This is a genomic window from Pseudomonas sp. GD04058 (assembly GCF_029836855.1).
GTDB lineage: Bacteria > Pseudomonadota > Gammaproteobacteria > Pseudomonadales > Pseudomonadaceae > Aquipseudomonas > Aquipseudomonas bharatica.
Window position 1 is genome coordinate 36,426 of sequence record NZ_JAOECN010000021.1, and the last position, 15,854, is coordinate 52,279.

General features: G+C 65.3%; 20 protein-coding genes. 9 read left to right on the forward strand and 11 right to left on the reverse strand.

Annotated features, from left to right (window positions below):
* Nucleotides 1-9 precede the first annotated feature (9 nt).
* The 8 genes from N7650_RS17570 to nrdR all read right to left on the reverse strand — a co-directional run bounded on the left by N7650_RS17570 (nt 10) and on the right by nrdR (nt 5,978).
* Nucleotides 10-513: a phosphatidylglycerophosphatase A gene (locus N7650_RS17570; protein WP_009397438.1), complete on the reverse strand. Its 504-nt coding sequence runs from the start codon at nt 511-513 to the stop codon at nt 10-12.
* Complete coding sequence (thiL, locus tag N7650_RS17575) at nt 510-1,475, reverse strand: thiamine-phosphate kinase (RefSeq protein WP_279899317.1); 966 nt, start codon at nt 1,473-1,475, stop codon at nt 510-512. Before thiL ends, N7650_RS17570 begins: the two co-directional genes overlap by 4 nt.
* Nucleotides 1,476-1,493: 18 nt before the next feature.
* On the reverse strand, nt 1,494-1,994 hold the full coding sequence (gene nusB / locus N7650_RS17580) for a transcription antitermination factor NusB (RefSeq protein WP_009397440.1): 501 nt from the start codon (nt 1,992-1,994) through the stop codon (nt 1,494-1,496).
* Nucleotides 1,991-2,467: a 6,7-dimethyl-8-ribityllumazine synthase gene (gene ribE, locus N7650_RS17585; protein WP_009397441.1), complete on the reverse strand. Its 477-nt coding sequence runs from the start codon at nt 2,465-2,467 to the stop codon at nt 1,991-1,993. The genes nusB and ribE overlap by 4 nt, the downstream gene beginning before the upstream one ends.
* A gap of 90 nt (nt 2,468-2,557) precedes the next feature.
* Entirely contained in the window at nt 2,558-3,649 is a 1,092-nt protein-coding gene (ribBA, locus tag N7650_RS17590) for a bifunctional 3,4-dihydroxy-2-butanone-4-phosphate synthase/GTP cyclohydrolase II (protein ID WP_009397442.1), read from the reverse strand.
* A gap of 19 nt (nt 3,650-3,668) precedes the next feature.
* A complete protein-coding gene (locus tag N7650_RS17595) occupies nt 3,669-4,334 on the reverse strand; it encodes a riboflavin synthase (RefSeq protein WP_009397443.1) in 666 nt (221 codons plus the stop codon).
* Between the two features lie 46 nt (nt 4,335-4,380).
* Nucleotides 4,381-5,511 carry a bifunctional diaminohydroxyphosphoribosylaminopyrimidine deaminase/5-amino-6-(5-phosphoribosylamino)uracil reductase RibD gene (gene ribD, locus N7650_RS17600; protein WP_279899320.1) on the reverse strand — a complete coding sequence of 377 codons (1,131 nt, stop codon included), beginning with the start codon at nt 5,509-5,511 and terminating at the stop codon, nt 4,381-4,383.
* 2 nt (nt 5,512-5,513) lie between these two features.
* Nucleotides 5,514-5,978 carry a transcriptional regulator NrdR gene (nrdR, locus tag N7650_RS17605; protein WP_009397445.1) on the reverse strand — a complete coding sequence of 155 codons (465 nt, stop codon included), beginning with the start codon at nt 5,976-5,978 and terminating at the stop codon, nt 5,514-5,516.
* A gap of 109 nt (nt 5,979-6,087) precedes the next feature.
* On the opposite strand from nrdR, the gene N7650_RS17610 reads away from it, so the two are divergent.
* From N7650_RS17610 to trxA, 3 genes are read left to right on the forward strand one after another with little or no spacing between them, the layout of a single operon-like run.
* Nucleotides 6,088-6,537 (forward strand): YbaY family lipoprotein, encoded by a 450-nt coding sequence (locus tag N7650_RS17610; protein WP_064302089.1) that lies wholly within the window; start codon nt 6,088-6,090, stop codon nt 6,535-6,537.
* The gene (locus N7650_RS17615) at nt 6,538-7,197 is read left to right on the forward strand and encodes a 50S ribosomal protein L11 methyltransferase (RefSeq protein ID WP_279899321.1); all 660 of its coding nucleotides are present in this window, start codon (nt 6,538-6,540) and stop codon (nt 7,195-7,197) included.
* Between the two features lie 31 nt (nt 7,198-7,228).
* Entirely contained in the window at nt 7,229-8,101 is an 873-nt protein-coding gene (trxA, locus tag N7650_RS17620; protein ID WP_009397448.1) for a thioredoxin, read from the forward strand.
* An 84-nt stretch (nt 8,102-8,185) separates the two neighbouring features.
* On the opposite strand, the gene N7650_RS17625 is transcribed toward trxA, so the two are convergent.
* Entirely contained in the window at nt 8,186-8,527 is a 342-nt protein-coding gene (locus N7650_RS17625) for a hypothetical protein (RefSeq protein WP_009397449.1), read from the reverse strand.
* A gap of 129 nt (nt 8,528-8,656) precedes the next feature.
* On the opposite strand from N7650_RS17625, the gene N7650_RS17630 reads away from it, so the two are divergent.
* The 5 genes from N7650_RS17630 to N7650_RS17650 all read left to right on the forward strand — a co-directional run bounded on the left by N7650_RS17630 (nt 8,657) and on the right by N7650_RS17650 (nt 12,602).
* Nucleotides 8,657-9,247 carry a DUF2796 domain-containing protein gene (locus N7650_RS17630; protein ID WP_279899322.1) on the forward strand — a complete coding sequence of 197 codons (591 nt, stop codon included), beginning with the start codon at nt 8,657-8,659 and terminating at the stop codon, nt 9,245-9,247.
* 45 nt (nt 9,248-9,292) lie between these two features.
* Entirely contained in the window at nt 9,293-10,012 is a 720-nt protein-coding gene (locus N7650_RS17635; RefSeq protein ID WP_279899324.1) for an ABC transporter ATP-binding protein, read from the forward strand.
* Entirely contained in the window at nt 10,012-11,277 is a 1,266-nt protein-coding gene (locus N7650_RS17640; RefSeq protein ID WP_009397452.1) for an ABC transporter permease, read from the forward strand. The genes N7650_RS17635 and N7650_RS17640 overlap by 1 nt, the downstream gene beginning before the upstream one ends.
* A gap of 11 nt (nt 11,278-11,288) precedes the next feature.
* Nucleotides 11,289-11,810, forward strand: a complete 522-nt coding sequence (locus N7650_RS17645; RefSeq protein ID WP_009397453.1) for a DUF3299 domain-containing protein — start codon at nt 11,289-11,291, stop codon at nt 11,808-11,810.
* A 108-nt stretch (nt 11,811-11,918) separates the two neighbouring features.
* A complete protein-coding gene (locus N7650_RS17650) occupies nt 11,919-12,602 on the forward strand; it encodes an OmpW family outer membrane protein (protein WP_009397454.1) in 684 nt (227 codons plus the stop codon).
* A 105-nt stretch (nt 12,603-12,707) separates the two neighbouring features.
* Here N7650_RS17650 and N7650_RS17655 read toward each other — a convergent pair whose 3' ends face one another.
* Entirely contained in the window at nt 12,708-13,637 is a 930-nt protein-coding gene (locus N7650_RS17655; protein WP_009397455.1) for an NAD-dependent epimerase/dehydratase family protein, read from the reverse strand.
* On the reverse strand, nt 13,630-14,514 hold the full coding sequence (locus N7650_RS17660) for a sugar nucleotide-binding protein (RefSeq protein ID WP_279899326.1): 885 nt from the start codon (nt 14,512-14,514) through the stop codon (nt 13,630-13,632). Before N7650_RS17660 ends, N7650_RS17655 begins: the two co-directional genes overlap by 8 nt.
* Nucleotides 14,515-14,804: 290 nt before the next feature.
* On the opposite strand from N7650_RS17660, the gene N7650_RS17665 reads away from it, so the two are divergent.
* Nucleotides 14,805-15,848, forward strand: a complete 1,044-nt coding sequence (locus tag N7650_RS17665) for a TauD/TfdA family dioxygenase (protein ID WP_279899327.1) — start codon at nt 14,805-14,807, stop codon at nt 15,846-15,848.
* The last annotated feature ends 6 nt before the right edge of the window (nt 15,849-15,854 follow it).

Sequence of the window (15,854 nt, forward strand, 5' to 3'; positions counted from 1 at the left end):
CGACTCCCTTTAAACCAGGCTCCAGACCAGCACTTGCATGGCCAGCCAGGCGAAGACCCCGGCCAGCACATCATCGAGCATGATGCCCACGCCGCCATGCACATGCCGGTCGATCCAGCGAATCGGCCATGGCTTGAGGATGTCGAAGAAGCGGAACATCAGGAATCCGGCCAGCAGCCACAGCCAGCCTTCCGGCACCAGCCAGAGGGTGATCCACATGCCGACCATCTCGTCCCAGACGATACCTTCATGGTCGTGGACCTTGAGGTCATCGGCCACCTTGCCGCACAGCCAGAAGCCGAACAGCATGGTCAGGCCGAGCATCAGCCAGTAGCCCCAGTCCGGAAGCATCTGCCACAGCGGCACGAACGGCAGCGCCACCAGCGAGCCCCAGGTTCCAGGGGCCTTGGGCATGGTGCCCGAGCCGAAGCCGAAAGCCAGGAAATGCCACGGATTGCGCCAGACCGAAGGCGGAACGTTTTCCGCTGGCACCTGGTTGGGGTGGTCGGTCACGGTGTCTCCCTAAAATGTTGATAGCCGCGCACGGCAGGAGTGATATCGCGGCCCTGGGCATCGTGCAGGCTGACGCCGCTGCCGGCTTCGACCCGACCCACCACATGCACTGGCCAGCCCTCGGCCAGCAGACCGGGCAGCTCGGCAGGCGGCAGGGTGAAGGCGATCACGTAGTCGTCTCCACCGGTCAGCGCCGCCTGTCGTGCCCCCTCGAGACCGAGAAACGCGGTCAGCGCCTCACCCAGCGGCAGGCGCTCCACTTCCAGGCGCAAGGCAACGGCGGAAGCCGTGGCGATATGTCCGCAATCGGCCAGCAGACCATCGGATACGTCCAAGGCCGCCGTGGCCTTGCCACGCAGTGCCTGGCCCAGCGCAATCTGCGGCGAAGGCGACCAATACTGGGACAGTAGCGGTTCGGCCCGGGTTGCATCGGCCTGACGTTCACCCAGCACCAGGGGCAAGGCGCCGGCGGCATTGCCCAGCTCGCCACCGACGCAGACCAGGTCACCGACCTGCGCACCGCCCCGGGTCAGCGCCTGCCCGGCAGGCACGCGACCGAGCACGGTCATGGTCAGGCTCAGGGGGCCGCGGGTGGTGTCGCCGCCGACCAGGGTCAGGCCGCACTGCCGGGCCATCCGGCTGAGGCCGCGGGCGTAGTCGCGCAGCCAGTCCGGATCGGTCTCGGCCAGGGTCAGGGCCAGGGTGAAGGCCAGCGGCGTGGCGCCCATGGCAGCCAGGTCGCTGGCGGCGACCGCCAGCGAGCGCTGGCCGAGCAGGAAAGGATCGCTGACGACAGGGAAATGCACCCCGGCCACCAGCGTGTCGGTGGAGATCGCCAGCTGTTCGCCGGGCCCCGGCGCCAGCAGCGCGCAATCGTCACCGATGCCCAGGGCGATACCTTCGCCGCCCTGCGCACAGGGCGCGACGGCGAAGAACTGGCGGATCAGCTCGAACTCACCCATGGACAGGCAGCGCCACGATCAGCGCTTGAACGCCTTCACTTCGGCTTCGCGAAGCACGGGTGCAAGCTTGTCGAGAACACCGTTGACGAACTTGTGGCCGTCGGTGGAACCGAAGACCTTGGCCAGTTCGATGCCCTCGTTGATCACCACGCGGTACGGCACGTCGTGGCGCACCAGCAGTTCCCAGCCGGACAGGCGCAGCACGGACAGCTCGACCGGGTCGAGTTCTTCCAGGGCCATGTCCAGGCAAGGCTTGAGGGCGTTGTCGATTTCGGTCTTCTTGGCCGGCACCCCGTGAAGGATCTCGCGGAAGTAGGCACCGTCGACATCGCTGAAATCGTTATCGACCCGGAACTGCGCTTCGATCTCGTTCAGCGAATGCTGGGCCATGTGCCACTGGTAAAGGGCCTGGGTCGCGAGCTTGCGGGCTTCGCGACGCTTGGCGCTTTTCGAGGGTTTGCCGGCATCGGCGGGTTTCGGATCGCGCGGGTTGAAACGATCGCTTTCGTCGCTAATCACTTGGCCTCCAGCTGCGCCAGCAGACTGACCATTTCCAGAGCGGACAGCGCGGCTTCGGCGCCCTTGTTGCCGGCCTTGGTGCCGGAACGCTCGATGGCCTGCTCGATGGAATCGACGGTCAGCACACCGAAGGCGACAGGAATACCGAACTCCATGGACACCTGGGCCAGGCCCTTGGTGCATTCGCCCGCAACGTATTCGAAGTGCGGAGTACCGCCACGGATCACGGCGCCCAGGGCGATGATCGCGGAGTACTCACCCTGTTGGGCGACCTTCTGCGTGACCAGGGGGATTTCGAACGCGCCCGGGGCACGGATGATGGTGATGTCGCTTTCGCTCACGCCATGACGAACCAGGGCGTCAACGGCACCGCTCACCAGGCTTTCGACGACGAAGCTGTTGAAGCGGCCAACCACCAAAGCGTAGCGACCTTTGGGGGCAATGAAGGTACCTTCGATGGTCTTCAGGGACATTGCGGGATTCTCATCTTAAAGAGCCAGGCCGCAAGAACGCGGCCTGTGGGAGTTTTGGTCACGAACGGGCAACGGTCAAACACCGTCGGCTCATTCGGAGGGCACGTATTCTACAACTTCCAGATCGAATCCGGATATCGCATTGAACTTCATCGGCGAACTCATCAGGCGCATTTTGCGCACGCCGAGGTCGCGCAGGATCTGCGAGCCGGCACCGACGGTGCTGTAGGTGGTCGGCGCCTTGGTCGGAGCATCGCCCGCACTTTCGCGGATATGCGCCAGCAGCACATCACCGTCCAGCGGATGACCGAGCAGCAGCACCACGCCGCTGCCGGCCTCGGCCACGGCGGCCATGGCCGCGCGCAGGCTCCAGCGGCCCGGCTGCTTGACCAGCAGCAGGTCGCGCAGCGGGTCCATGTTGTGTACGCGTACCAGGGTCGGCTCTTCCGCGCAGATCTTGCCCAGGGTCAGGGCCATGTGCACGTCGCCTTCCACCGCGTCACGGTAGGTGACCAGGTTGAATTCGCCCAGCTCGCTCTCGATCGGCTGCTCGGAAATCCGCTGGATGGTGCGCTCGTGGATCATGCGGTAGTGGATCAGGTCGGCGATGGTGCCGATCTTCAGGCCGTGTTCAGCGGCGAAGACTTCCAGCTCGGGACGGCGCGACATGGTGCCGTCGTCGTTCATCACCTCGCAGATCACCCCGCTTGGCTCGAAGCCGGCCATGCGCGCCAGGTCGCAGGCGGCTTCGGTGTGGCCAGCGCGAGCCAGGGTTCCGCCGGGCTGGGCCATCAGCGGGAAGATATGACCGGGGCTGACGATATCCTCAGCCTTGGCGTCCTTGGCGGCGGCAGCCTGTACGGTGCGGGCGCGGTCGGCGGCGGAGATGCCGGTGGTGACGCCCTCGGCGGCTTCGATCGAGACGGTGAACTTGGTGCCGAAGCCGGAACCGTTGCGCGGCGCCATCAGCGGCAGCTTCAGGGTTTCGCAGCGCTCGCGGGTCATCGGCATGCAGATCAGGCCGCGGGCGTGCTTGGCCATGAAGTTGATGTGCTCGGGCAGGCAGCACTCGGCTGCCATGATGATGTCGCCTTCGTTTTCGCGGTCTTCGTCATCCATCAGGATGACCATTTTGCCCTGGCGGATGTCTTCGACCAGTTCTTCGATGGTGTTGAGCGCCACGCGGCACCCCCTTCTCAATTCAGGATTTCAGGTAGCCATTGGCGGCCAGGAAGCTTTCGGTAATGCCGCTGCCTTTGCTCGGCTCGGCGGCTTTGTCACCCAGGAGCAGGCGCTCCAGGTAACGGGCAAGCAGGTCGACCTCGAGGTTGATCCGACGACCCGGGCGGTAGTCGGCCATGATGGTTTCGGCCAGGGTGTGCGGGACGATGGTCAGCTCGAATTCGGCGCCATCGACTTCATTGACCGTCAGGCTGGTGCCATCGACGGTGATCGAGCCCTTGTGGGCGATGTACTTGGCCAGTTCCTTGGGCGCGCGCACGCGGAACTGGATGGCGCGGGCGTTATCGGCGCGGGAGATGATCTCGCCGACGCCGTCGACATGACCGCTGACCAGGTGACCGCCAAGACGGCTGCTCGGGGTCAGGGCCTTTTCCAGGTTGACCCGGCTGCCGGCCTTCAGGTCGGAGAAGGCGGTGCAGTCCAGGGTTTCCCGGCTGACGTCAGCCCAGAAGCCGTCGCCCGGCAATTCCACGGCGGTCAGGCAGACGCCGTTGACGGCGATGCTATCGCCGAGCTTGACGTCGCTCAGGTCGAGCTTGGCGGTTTCGACATGGACACGCACATCGCCGCCCTTGGGAGTGATGGCGCGGATGCTGCCGATGGATTCGATGATGCCGGTGAACATGGGGTCCTCCTCGGAGACCAGGGCCGCGCCAGGCGCAAGCCGCGAATTATACGCCTGGGGCAGGCGCGGGGACGGCAGTGACTCGCCAGTCATCGCCGACCGCGCGCATTTCGATGATTTTCAGGGCCGGTGCCTCGCTCATCCGCGCCAGCGGCCAGTCGAGCAGCGGGCGCGCGGTGGAGCCAAGGAACCTGCCAGCGATGAACAGCTGGTATTCGTCGATCAGGCCAAGCCGGGCGAACGCGCCGGCGAGACCGGGGCCGGCTTCCACCAGCACCTCGTTGATATCGCGGCGGGCCAGTTCCACCAGCAACTGGTGCAGGTCGACCTGGCCGTTCTCGCCAGGTATGCGCAGCAGTTGGTGACCGGCGGCGGCGTAGCGCGGATCGTCTTCGGCCGCAGTGACCACCAGCGTCGCGCCGGCCTGGAAGAACGGCGCGTCCAGCGGCAGGCGCAGCCGGCCATCGATCAGCACGCGCAGTGGCGGACGCGCCAATGCCAGGGCGGTGGTCTCGGGATCCAGGCCCAGTTCATCGCCGCGTACGGTCATCCGTGCGTTATCGGCGATCACGCTGGCGGCACTGGTCAGGACCACACTGGAGCGGGCGCGCAGGCGTTGCACGGCAGAGCGCGCCGCCGGGCCGGTGATCCACTGGCTTTCGCCGCTGGCCATGGCGGTGCGACCATCCAGGCTCATCGCCAGCTTGACCCTGACGAACGGCAGGCGATGCTCCATGCGCTTGAGGAAACCGGGGTTGAGCGCCCGGGCTTCGGCTTCGAGCACACCGCTGGCGACTTCGATACCGGCGTCGGCCAGACGCTTGAGGCCATTGCCAGCGACCTGCGGATTGGGGTCCTGCATCGCCGCGACCACCCGGCTCACCCCGGCGTTGACCAGCGCTTCGGCGCAAGGCGGCGTGCGTCCGTGGTGGCTGCAGGGCTCCAGGGTCACGTAGGCACAGGCACCGCGCGCCAGCTCGCCGGCCTCGCGCAAGGCGTGGACTTCGGCATGGGGTTCGCCGGCACGCACATGCCAGCCCTCGCCGACGATGCGCCCGTCACGCACGATCACGCAGCCTACCCGCGGATTCGGATGGGTCGAATACACGCCCTTGCGCGCCAGCTCCAGCGCGCGGGCCATGTAGTGAGCGTCGAGCACGGCGCGTTCTGTGGACATGTTCACTCTTTGGACGGCTCTCGGGCCAGGCGGTCGATCTCTTCGCGGAACTCGTCGAGGTCCTGGAAGCGTCGATACACGGAAGCGAAGCGGATATACGCCACTTCATCGAGCTTTTGCAGTTCGGCCATGACCAGCTCACCGACCACCAGCGACTTGACCTCGCGCTCGCCCTTGGCCCGCAGCTTGTGCTTGATATGGGCCAGTGCGGCTTCCAGGCGCTCGACGCTGACCGGACGCTTTTCCAGCGCGCGCTGCATGCCGGCGCGCAGCTTGTCTTCGTCGAAGGGTTGGCGGGTGCCGTCCTGCTTGATCAGGCGCGGCAAGACCAGTTCGGCGGTCTCGAAGGTGGTGAATCGCTCGCCGCAGGCCACGCATTCGCGGCGGCGGCGCACTTGCTCGCCCTCGGCGACCAGTCGCGAGTCGATGACTTTGGTGTCGTTGGCACCGCAGAAGGGACAGTGCATGGTGGCAGGCAACAAAAAAAGGGAGGGCCATGGTAGCGCATCCGACTGGCAAGACAAGCCAAAGGGGTTACCATCCAGTGAGGAAATACGCCCCCTAAGGAATTTATCCATGTCGTTTCGAGCGCTCGCCGTGCTCGGTTTCGCCACCCTGCTGACCGCCTGCAGCAGCGAAACCCCCAAGCCAGTACCGCCCCAGGCCCCGGCCAAGCCCGTGGCCAGGCATGTCCATGTGCCGACGCCGCTGCCTGCCTACCAGCGCGAACTGAGCGGCAGCTTCACCAATATTCCCCGGGGCGCCGAAGTCGAGGTCGCCCTGCTGGTGATCGACGAGCGCGGCCGCCCGCAGCGCCTGCTGGCCAGCGATACCTACGACGGTACCGGCCAGGCCCTGCCGTTCCAGTTGCGCTTCAATCCGGAGGTCTTTCCAGCCGGTGGGCGGGTGGAGTTGCGTGCCCGCGCCAGCCAGTCCGGACAACTGATCCTGCACCTCAAGCCGGTCAGCGTGCCCCGTGCCGAAACCCAGGCCTTCGGCCCGCTGCAACTGGAAAAGGCGCCCTAGATGGCGCCCATTCAACTGGAGGCCGCGTTGAGCGGGTTGCTGGGCGATGCGCGCCTGGTGGCCAGCGAATTGCCGGACTGCCCGCTGAAACTCTGGTTGATCGACGCCGATAACATGGATCGCGCCTTCAGCCCCGAGGAAACCCGGCGCATTCTCGACGAGCCGCCATACTGGAGTTTCTGCTGGGCCAGCGGCCTGGCCATGGCCCGCTACCTGGCCGAGCGCCCGGAGTGGGTCGCGGGCAAGCGGGTCCTGGATTTTGGCGCCGGATCCGGGATTGCCGGGATCGCGGCGGCGAAGGCCGGTGCCCTGGAAGTGGTTGCCTGCGACCTCGATCCGCTGGCGCTGCAGGCCAGCCGGGCGAACGCGGAACTCAATGAGGTGCAGCTGAGCTATTCCAGCGACTTCTTCGCCGAGGACGATCGCTTCGACCTGATCCTGGTCGCCGACGTGCTCTACGATCGTGCCAACCTGCCGCTGCTCGACCAGTTCCTCAGCCGTGGCCGGCAGGCCCTGGTAGCCGACTCGCGGGTGCGCGACTTCCAGCATCCGCTCTACCGCCGGCTCGATACCCTGCATGCCCTGACCCTGCCGGACCTGGCCGAGCCCCACGAGTTTCGCCAGGTGAGCCTGTACCACGCCAGCCGCGGGGCCTTATAGTGGCGTCATTCATGCGTTCGCGAGAGTCGAGATGAGTCAGGAATCGCCGTACATTTTCGATACCACCGTTGCCAACTTCGATCAGGTGGTGATCGCCAACTCCCATCACAAGCCGGTGCTGGTGGACTTCTGGGCCGACTGGTGCGCGCCGTGCAAGGCGTTGATGCCGATGCTGGCGAAGATTACCGAGGAGTACCAGGGCGAACTGCTGCTGGCCAAGGTCAACTGCGATATCGAACAGGACATCGTCGCCCGCTTCGGTATCCGCAGCCTGCCTACCGTGGTGCTGTTCAAGGATGGCCAGCCGGTGGACGGCTTCGCCGGTGCCCAGCCGGAATCGGCGGTGCGCGCCATGCTCGAACCCCATGTGCAACTGCCCGCACCGGCCGCGGCCGATCCGCTGGAGCTGGCCCAGGCGCTGTTCAACGACGGGCGCTACAGCGAGGCCGAAGCCGCGCTCAAGGCACTGCTGGCCGAGGACAACAGCAACGCCGCAGCGCTGATCCTCTATGCCCGCTGCCTGGCCGAACGTGGCGAGCTGGTGGAAGCGCAGACCGTGCTGGACGCCGTAAAGAGCGACGAGCACAAGGCAGCGTTGGCCGGCGCCAAGGCCCAGTTGACCTTCCTGCGCCAGGCCAGGGACCTGCCGGAAGTGGCCGAACTGAAATCGCGCCTGGCGCAGAATGCCGAGGATGACGAGGCGGCTTACCAGTTGAGTATCCAGCAATTGTCGCGCCAGCAGTACGAGGCGGCGCTGGAAGGCCTGCTGAAGCTGTTCAAGCGCAACCGCGGGTACGAAGGCGGATTGCCGCACAAGACCTTGCTGCAGGTCTTCGAGCTGCTGGGCAATGACCACCCGCTGGTGGGGACCTACCGGCGCAAGTTGTTCGCAGCCCTTTACTGAGTCAGTTCCGGCCTCATCGCTGGCAAGCCAGCTCCCACAGGATCCTGGGAGCTGGCTTGCCAGCGATGAGGCCCGAAAGAGCACCTAGCCAATCCAGTGGTACACCGGCGCATCCGCCCCGCTTTCCACCTTCACCTCGGCACTGTGCCGCAGCCGCACCAGCAGGCGCTTGCCCGCCGCCGTGCTCCCGGCCAGGCCTTCAAGCAACTCCAGCAACGCCGGCCCCTGCATTTCCCCCGCCTTGCGCAGCAGTTCCTTCGCCGCCAGCCACAGAGTGTCATCCGGCCGCGCCTGCGCTACCGGCGCTGCACTGCTGACCGGCGTCGCCGCCGGCTCGCCCGCCCGCGCCAGGCTAGCCCATTCCTCCGGCCCCAGCTCGATGGTCAGATCCACCGGCCATTCGCCGATATGTCCTCGAATTCGCACGTCGCGTCCTCCGTTTTCAGGCGGCCATGCTCCCATGCCGGTCGAAGAACGCCAAGGGAGACTGGCGAGCGGATTCTACTTTGTTATAACATTTCAAAATCTTTCCAAACCCTCCCCGGAGTTCCGCCCATGCGTCGCCTGCTGCTTGCCTTGCCTTTCGCGCTGCTGCCCCTGGCCTTCACCGCCTACGCGCATTCCGACCACGATCATGATCATGAGCACGACCACGCCCATGGCGCACTGGGCGCCCACGAACACGGCGTCGCCCACCTGAACGCCGTGCTCGACGGCAATACCCTGGAACTGGAACTGGAAAGCCCGGCGATGAACCTGGTGGGCTTCGAGCATGCGGCCCAGAGCGATGCCGACAAGGCCAAGGTGGCCACAGTGCGAGCCCAACTGGAACAACCACTGAAACTGTTCGGCCTGACCGCCGCTGCCAATTGCAAGGACAGCGACCAGGAACTGCAAAGCCCGCTGTTCGGGGATGCCCCGGCCAAGGATGACGACGGTGATGGCGACGAGCATGAGCACGGCCACAGCGATATCCACGCCCACTACCGCTTCGAATGCGCCAAGCCGGATGCCTTGCGGAGCCTGGACCTGGCCCCGCTGTTCAAGACCTACCCTTCGACCCAGAAGATCCAGGTCCAGTTGATCGGGCCAAGTGGCCAGAAAGGTGTCGAAGCCACGCCGGCAAACGCTACGATCAACTTCTAAGCCACCTATCCAGTGAAGCGCCCGGGGCAACCCGGGCGTCGATTTATGAGCCAGGCACTGATTGAACTGACCGACCTGGGCTTCGCCTGGCCGGGCCAACCACCGCTGCTGGACATCCCGGCGCTGCGCCTCGACGCCGGTGAATCGCTGTTCCTCAAGGGCCCCAGCGGCAGCGGCAAGACCACCCTGCTGGGCCTGCTCGGCGGTGTGCAGAAAGCCGACCGCGGCAGCATCCGCCTGCTCGGCCAGGACCTTGGCGAACTGAGCCAGAGCGCCCGCGACCGTTTCCGCGTCGACCACACCGGCTACATCTTCCAGCAGTTCAACCTGCTGCCGTTCCTGTCGGTGCGGGAGAACGTCGAGCTGCCTTGTCGTTTTTCCAGGACGCGCGCCGAACGTGCTGCTCAACGCCATGGCAGCGTCGCCGAAGCCGCCAGCGTGCTGCTTGCCCACCTCGGCCTGAACGACCCGACCCTGCTCGCCCGTCGCGCCGACAGCCTGTCCATCGGCCAACAGCAACGCGTTGCTGCAGCCCGGGCGTTGATCGGCCAGCCGGAGCTGGTGATCGCCGACGAGCCCACCTCGGCCCTCGACGCCGATACCCGCGAGGCCTTCATCCGCTTGCTGTTCGCCGAATGCCGCGACGCCGGCTCCAGCCTCTTGTTCGTTAGCCATGACCAAAGCCTGGCGCCGCTGTTCGACTGCCAGTCGTCCCTTGCCGAACTCAACCGCGCGGCCCGCCCTGCCAGCGATACGGAGGTCTGATGTACCTGCTCCGCCTTGCCCTGGCCAGCCTGGCCAACCGCCGTTTCACCGCTTTTCTCACCGCCTTCGCCATTGCCCTGTCGGTGTGCCTGCTGCTGGCCGTGGAACGGGTCCGAACCGAAGCCCGCGCCAGCTTCGCCAGCACCATCAGCGGTACCGACCTGATCGTCGGCGCCCGCTCCGGCTCGGTGAACCTGCTGCTGTATTCGGTCTTCCGCATCGGCAACGCCACCAACAACATTCGCTGGGACAGCTTCGAACACTATGCCAACGACCGTCGGGTGAAGTGGGCGATCCCGATTTCCTTGGGCGATTCGCACCGCGGATACCGGGTGATGGGCACGACCCAGGCGTACTTCGAGCACTACCAGTACGGCCATCGGCAGAACCTGGAACTGAGCCAGGGCCGGGCGTTTGCCAGCGATCCATTCGAGGTGGTGCTGGGCGCCGAGGTTGCCGAAGCCCTGCATTACAAGCTCGGCGACAAGCTGGTGCTGGCCCATGGAGTGGCCGCCATCAGCCTGGTCAAGCATGACGACAAGCCCTTCACCGTGGTCGGCGTGCTCAAGCGCACCGGCACCCCGGTAGACCGCACCTTGCACATCAGCCTGGGTGGCATGGAGGCGATCCATATCGACTGGCACAACGGTGTGCCGGCGCGTGGCAACGGGCGTATCAGCGCCGACCAGGCGCGCAACATGGACCTGACGCCGACGGCGATAACCGCCTTCATGCTCGGCCTCAACAGCAAGGTGGCGACCTTCTCGCTGCAACGGGAAATCAACGAGTTCCGCAGCGAGCCGCTGCTGGCGATCCTGCCCGGCGTCGCCCTACAGGAACTGTGGAGCCTGATGGGCACGGCGGAGCAGGCGCTGTTCGTGGTATCGCTGTTCGTGGTGCTGACCGGGCTGATCGGCATGCTCACGGCCATCCTTACCAGCCTCAACGAGCGCCGCCGGGAAATGGCCATTCTGCGCTCGGTAGGCGCACGACCGTGGCACATCGCCGGGCTGCTGGTGCTGGAGGCCTTTGCCCTGGCCCTGGCCGGGATCGGCGCAGGGCTGGGACTTCTGTACCTGGGCATCGCCGCAGCCCAGGGTTACGTGCAGGCCAACTATGGGTTATACCTGCCGCTGGCCCTGCCGAGCAGCCACGAATGGACCCTGCTGGCGATCATCCTCGGGGCTGCGCTGCTGATGGGCAGCATCCCCGCGTGGCGGGCCTATCGACAGTCGCTGGCCGATGGCCTGTCCATTCATCTGTGAGTATCCGTGGAATGCGCCGTGCCCTGTTGTTGTTGCTGTTTTGCGCCCTGCCCGCCTGGGCCGGTGAGCCCCGGACCCTGGAATGGCCGCAGTTGATTCCCCCCGGCGCGCCGGTGATCGAGCCGCAACTGGCACCGCTGCACAACCTTTCGCAACTCTCCAACCTGGGGGACGCGCTGGCGGCCGAAGCGGCGCCGGCGGCGCACCAGCAGGTGCCGGACGCGCCGGTGGTCAAGGAACTCGACGGCCAGCAGGTCAAGCTGCCGGGCTATATCGTGCCGCTGGAAGTCGGTGAGGACGGGCGCACCACGGAGTTTCTCCTGGTGCCGTACTACGGCGCCTGCATCCATGTCCCTCCGCCACCGTCGAACCAGATCGTGCATGTGGTCAGCGAGATCGGCATCAAGGTCGAGGAGCTGTACCAGCCCTACTGGATCGAAGGGCCCATGCGTGTCCAGTCGTCGTCCAGCGAGCTGGCCGAGGCCGGATATCAGATGGAAGCCGAGAAAATCTACGCTTACGAACTACAATGAATGGCCTCGCCACAACGCCTTCGCTTTCATTGAGCTGAATCAAGTATCGCCCCGTGGCAGCTCCTTAACATTGGAACCATCGAATCCAAATGTCCCCTGGGAGCTTCCATGAACAAGTCCTTGCTCGGCGCCTCGCTGATCGCCCTCGCGCTCGCAGCGCCTGCCGCCTACGCCCACAAGGCCGGTGATTTCATCGTCCGCGCCGGTGCAGCCACCGTCGCCCCGAACGAAGACAGCGGCAACCTGAAACTCGACGGCGTAAAGGTCGCCGGCACCAAGGCAACCGTGGACAGCGACACCCAGCTGGGCCTGGCCTTCGCCTACATGGTCACCGACCACGTCGGTATCGAACTGCTGGCCGCCACCCCGTTCCAGCACCAGGTGAACGTGAAAGGCCTCGGCCCTGCCCTCGATGGCAAGCTGGCCGACATCAAGCACCTGCCACCCACCCTGTCGGTCCAGTACTACCCGATGGATGCCGGCTCGAAGTTCCAGCCTTACGCCGGTATCGGCCTGAACTACACCCTGTTCTTCAACGAAGACCTGACCAGCGAACGCAAGGACCAGGGCTTCAGCAACATGAAAATGAAAAACTCCGTGGGCCTCGCCGGCCAGTTGGGCATGGACTACATGATCAACGACAACCTGCTGGTCAACGCCTCGGTCTGGTACGTGGATATCAACACCGAAGCCAGCATCGACGGGCCGAGCGCACTGGGCGTGGGCAAGACCAAGGTCGATGTGGATATCGATCCATGGGTCTACATGGTGGGTATCGGCTACAAATTCTGAATGCAAAAAAGGGCCGCGCAAGCGGCCCTTTTTTTATGGCGGCCTTCAGGGCCTCATCGCTGGCAAGCCAGCTCCCACAGGGGCCTGAGCTGGCTGATACGGCACTCAGCGGCCTAGCAGTCGGCTCAGGCCCACCGCCAATGGCGTGACCTCAGGCAACCCGAACCGCTCCAGCAGCCGGCGGTTATCCGCCCGCGAGTGGCGAATATCGCCGCTGCGCGCTACCCCGTAACTCACTGCCGGCAAGTCTCCCAGCACACTGCGCAATGCCTCCAGCAACTGGTTCAACGACGTCGCCTGGTTCAGGCCGATATTCACCGCCCCCTCTTCCACCCGTGGCATTTCCAGCGCTTGCACCATCACCGCGACCAGGTCGGAGACATAGAGGAAATCCCGGGTCTGCTCGCCATCGCCGAACACGGTGATCGGCGTGCCGCTCAGCGCGCGCTCGCAGAAGATGCTGATCACCCCGGAGTAAGGCGAGGACGGATCCTGGCGCGGGCCGAAGATATTGAAGAAGCGGAATACCACGGGCTCCAGGCCATGCTGGCGACGGTAGAAATCCAGGTACTGCTCGCTGGCAAGCTTGTCCGAGGCGTAGGGTGTCAGCGGTGCCTTGGCAATGTCCTCGCTGATCGACTCGCCTTCACCATTGTTGCCGTAGACCGCCGCGCTGGAAGCGAACAGCACGCGCTTGACGCCGGCCAGGCGCATCGCCTCGCAGACATTCAACGTGCCGATGAAATTGCTCTGGTGGGTCTTCACCGGATCATCCACCGAGGCCTGTACCGAGGCCACCGCCGCCAGGTGCACCACGGCCCGACAGCCTTCGACAGCGCGCTTGACCAGCTCTGCATCGGCGACGTCGCCTTCGATCAGTTGCAGCCCGGGGTGGCCGAGTTGCAGGTTGTCACGCTTGCCGGTGGACAGGTCATCCAGCACACGCACCGAATGGCCCTTCTGCAGCAGGGCGTCACACAGGTGGGAACCGATGAAGCCAGCGCCACCGGTAATCAGAATGGGGGCATCAGCCATGACGATAGAATCGATCCAGTAAGGTCGGCAGGCCGGAGCGCCAGGCACGCGGCTTGATGCCGAAGGTGTGAAGGATTTTCTTGCAGGCCAGCACCGCGTGTTGCGGTTCTTCGGCAGCATCGGGACGCGCGGCGTGGGCCTGGGCGGTGGGGGCCTCGACCGCGAGCTGGCGCAATTGCGAGGCTTCGCCGAGGATCGCCTGACCCAGCGCCAGCGGCGTGGTCGCCTCGTTGCCGGCGTAGTGGTAGGTACCCCATAGCGGCGCGGCGCAATCCAGTTGCTTGAGGACCGAGAGAATGACCCGGGCGGCATCGTCCACCGGGGTCGGGTTACCCCGCCGATCGTCGGCCAGGAACAGCTCGTTGGCAGTTTCCGCCCGGGTCAGGAAGCGCCCGAGGATACCGTCGGGGCTGTCGTCCAGCACCCAGCCGAAGCGCAGCAGTACATGCTGCGGACAGATGGCCCGCACACTCTGCTCGATGCGCCACAGCGCCTGGCCACGCAGGCCCAGGGGCACCGGCTCGTCCTTTTCGCTGTAGGCCGTCGCGCGCGAGCCATCGAACACCCGGTAACTGGACGGTTGAACGAGAATGATGTTGTGGTGCTGGCACAGCTCGGCGAGCCGCTCTGCCGAGCGCTCCTGGGAGGCCAGGCGCTGCTCGCTGACCGACTCGGCCTGGAACCAGTCGAAGTAGTAGGCCAGGTTGACCAGGGCGCCGGGCCGGGTGTCATCGAGCAACTGGGTCAGGCTCGCGGCATCCCAGCCCTGTTCGGGCGGGCGTGGCGCGAGAAAGCCGATGTCCTCCTCGGCCCCGAGACGAATCAGCGCTTGCCCAAGGGCATTTCCACCACCCAACAGCATCAGGCGCATTCGCATAGGTTCAGCAGGTCCGCTCAGGTTGATTGAAGGCAAGCACGTAGTTTGCGGTTTCCGCCGAGGGAAGTCCAACCGCCCGAGCCCACGAAATGTTTAGCCGCGCAGGTCAAGCAGGGCGGTTTCCCACACTCTCAAATAGGAATCCGCTTACACCGGCAAAAGAACCAACTGACTTCGGCGACCGAAAAAACCACCTTCAATATCTACCTTGCCGGCTACCTGTTGCGCAGTCAGGAGCCATCGTGGGGCAAGGACGCCCCGAATCCTCTATTTGCTAAGGAAGGTTGCCCATGAAGGACTGCGAAATCGCCACCCTCACCCTCGATAACGACCAGCTCGACCAACTGCACAAGGCCAGCCTCGACCTTGCCCGCCACGGAGGCCCTCAGGCGCCAGGCGCCGCGCTCAAGGCGCGCTTGTGGGCACGTTTGCTGGAAGCCAGCCTGCAACCGGTGCAGCAGGCCACGGTGAACCTGTTTGCCGACGGTAAGCTCGCCGCTTTGCTATTCGCCCGCTTGCGCGCGCCCAAGGACGACCCGCTGCCTGAGCGGCTGCCGGAACTGGCGGCGCTGGAGCAGGACTTCACCTGCCTGTACCTGGGCTCGCGCAACCAGGTGCTGCTGGAACTGGTACGCCATTGCGCCTTCGCGTTCGATATCGACAACGATGGCAAGCACCTGCGCCTGGTCGACAACTTCAAGGGCGGCGGGCGCTTGCCGCGCCACGATGAAGACCGCCGCAAGCCGGTGGAGCTCAGTTCCCACGCCGGCCTGCGCCTGGGCCCGCACACCGAGGCGCCCTATCACTGCTCGGTGGTCGCCCGCGACGGACACTCCCCGGCGCCTTCGGCCCTGGTCCTCAGCGCCCGCTGGAACCCGGCCGGCGAGCCAACCCGCATCGTCCCGCTGCGCAGCGTGATCGAAGGGCTGGGCAGCCTTGATGTGCTGGCGTTGAGTTCACGCTCGTTCGACTTCACCCGCAGCGAATGCTTCGTCGATGGTCACGGTGCTGGCGGCGCAGCCACCTCCATCATCGACTTCGACGAGCAAGGTGGTTTTAGCGTGCGCTACAACGCCTACCGCTTTTCCCTCAACGAGCAAGCCAGCGATGCCGCCGCCCGGGCCTTCGACGCCTTCCAGTCGCGCCTGGCACAGACCCGGCCGGTGGATTTCGTGCTGCAGCCGGACACCGTGCTGCTGGTCAACAACACGCGCGCCCTGCATGGCCGCGAATCGTTGTGCGACAACCGTCGCCTGCTGATACGGCTGTTCGGTTATTCGCGCTTCGCCCGCCCGCTGATCCTCAAGCAAGACCCGCTGCTGGTGCGCGGTTGATAGCCC

Coding starts and splice junctions, on each gene's coding strand:
- thiL (WP_279899317.1), bottom strand. CDS start 1,475: ATGGGTGAGTTCGAGCTGATCCGCCAGTTCTTCGCCGTCGCGCCCTGT.
- ribE (WP_009397441.1), bottom strand. CDS start 2,467: ATGTCCCTGAAGACCATCGAAGGTACCTTCATTGCCCCCAAAGGTCGC.
- N7650_RS17595 (WP_009397443.1), bottom strand. CDS start 4,334: ATGTTCACCGGCATCATCGAATCCATCGGCAGCATCCGCGCCATCACT.
- ribD (WP_279899320.1), bottom strand. CDS start 5,511: ATGTCCACAGAACGCGCCGTGCTCGACGCTCACTACATGGCCCGCGCG.
- nrdR (WP_009397445.1), bottom strand. CDS start 5,978: ATGCACTGTCCCTTCTGCGGTGCCAACGACACCAAAGTCATCGACTCG.
- N7650_RS17610 (WP_064302089.1), top strand. CDS start 6,088: ATGTCGTTTCGAGCGCTCGCCGTGCTCGGTTTCGCCACCCTGCTGACC.
- N7650_RS17615 (WP_279899321.1), top strand. CDS start 6,538: ATGGCGCCCATTCAACTGGAGGCCGCGTTGAGCGGGTTGCTGGGCGAT.
- trxA (WP_009397448.1), top strand. CDS start 7,229: ATGAGTCAGGAATCGCCGTACATTTTCGATACCACCGTTGCCAACTTC.
- N7650_RS17630 (WP_279899322.1), top strand. CDS start 8,657: ATGCGTCGCCTGCTGCTTGCCTTGCCTTTCGCGCTGCTGCCCCTGGCC.
- N7650_RS17635 (WP_279899324.1), top strand. CDS start 9,293: ATGAGCCAGGCACTGATTGAACTGACCGACCTGGGCTTCGCCTGGCCG.
- N7650_RS17640 (WP_009397452.1), top strand. CDS start 10,012: ATGTACCTGCTCCGCCTTGCCCTGGCCAGCCTGGCCAACCGCCGTTTC.
- N7650_RS17645 (WP_009397453.1), top strand. CDS start 11,289: ATGCGCCGTGCCCTGTTGTTGTTGCTGTTTTGCGCCCTGCCCGCCTGG.
- N7650_RS17650 (WP_009397454.1), top strand. CDS start 11,919: ATGAACAAGTCCTTGCTCGGCGCCTCGCTGATCGCCCTCGCGCTCGCA.
- N7650_RS17655 (WP_009397455.1), bottom strand. CDS start 13,637: ATGGCTGATGCCCCCATTCTGATTACCGGTGGCGCTGGCTTCATCGGT.
- N7650_RS17660 (WP_279899326.1), bottom strand. CDS start 14,514: ATGCGAATGCGCCTGATGCTGTTGGGTGGTGGAAATGCCCTTGGGCAA.
- N7650_RS17665 (WP_279899327.1), top strand. CDS start 14,805: ATGAAGGACTGCGAAATCGCCACCCTCACCCTCGATAACGACCAGCTC.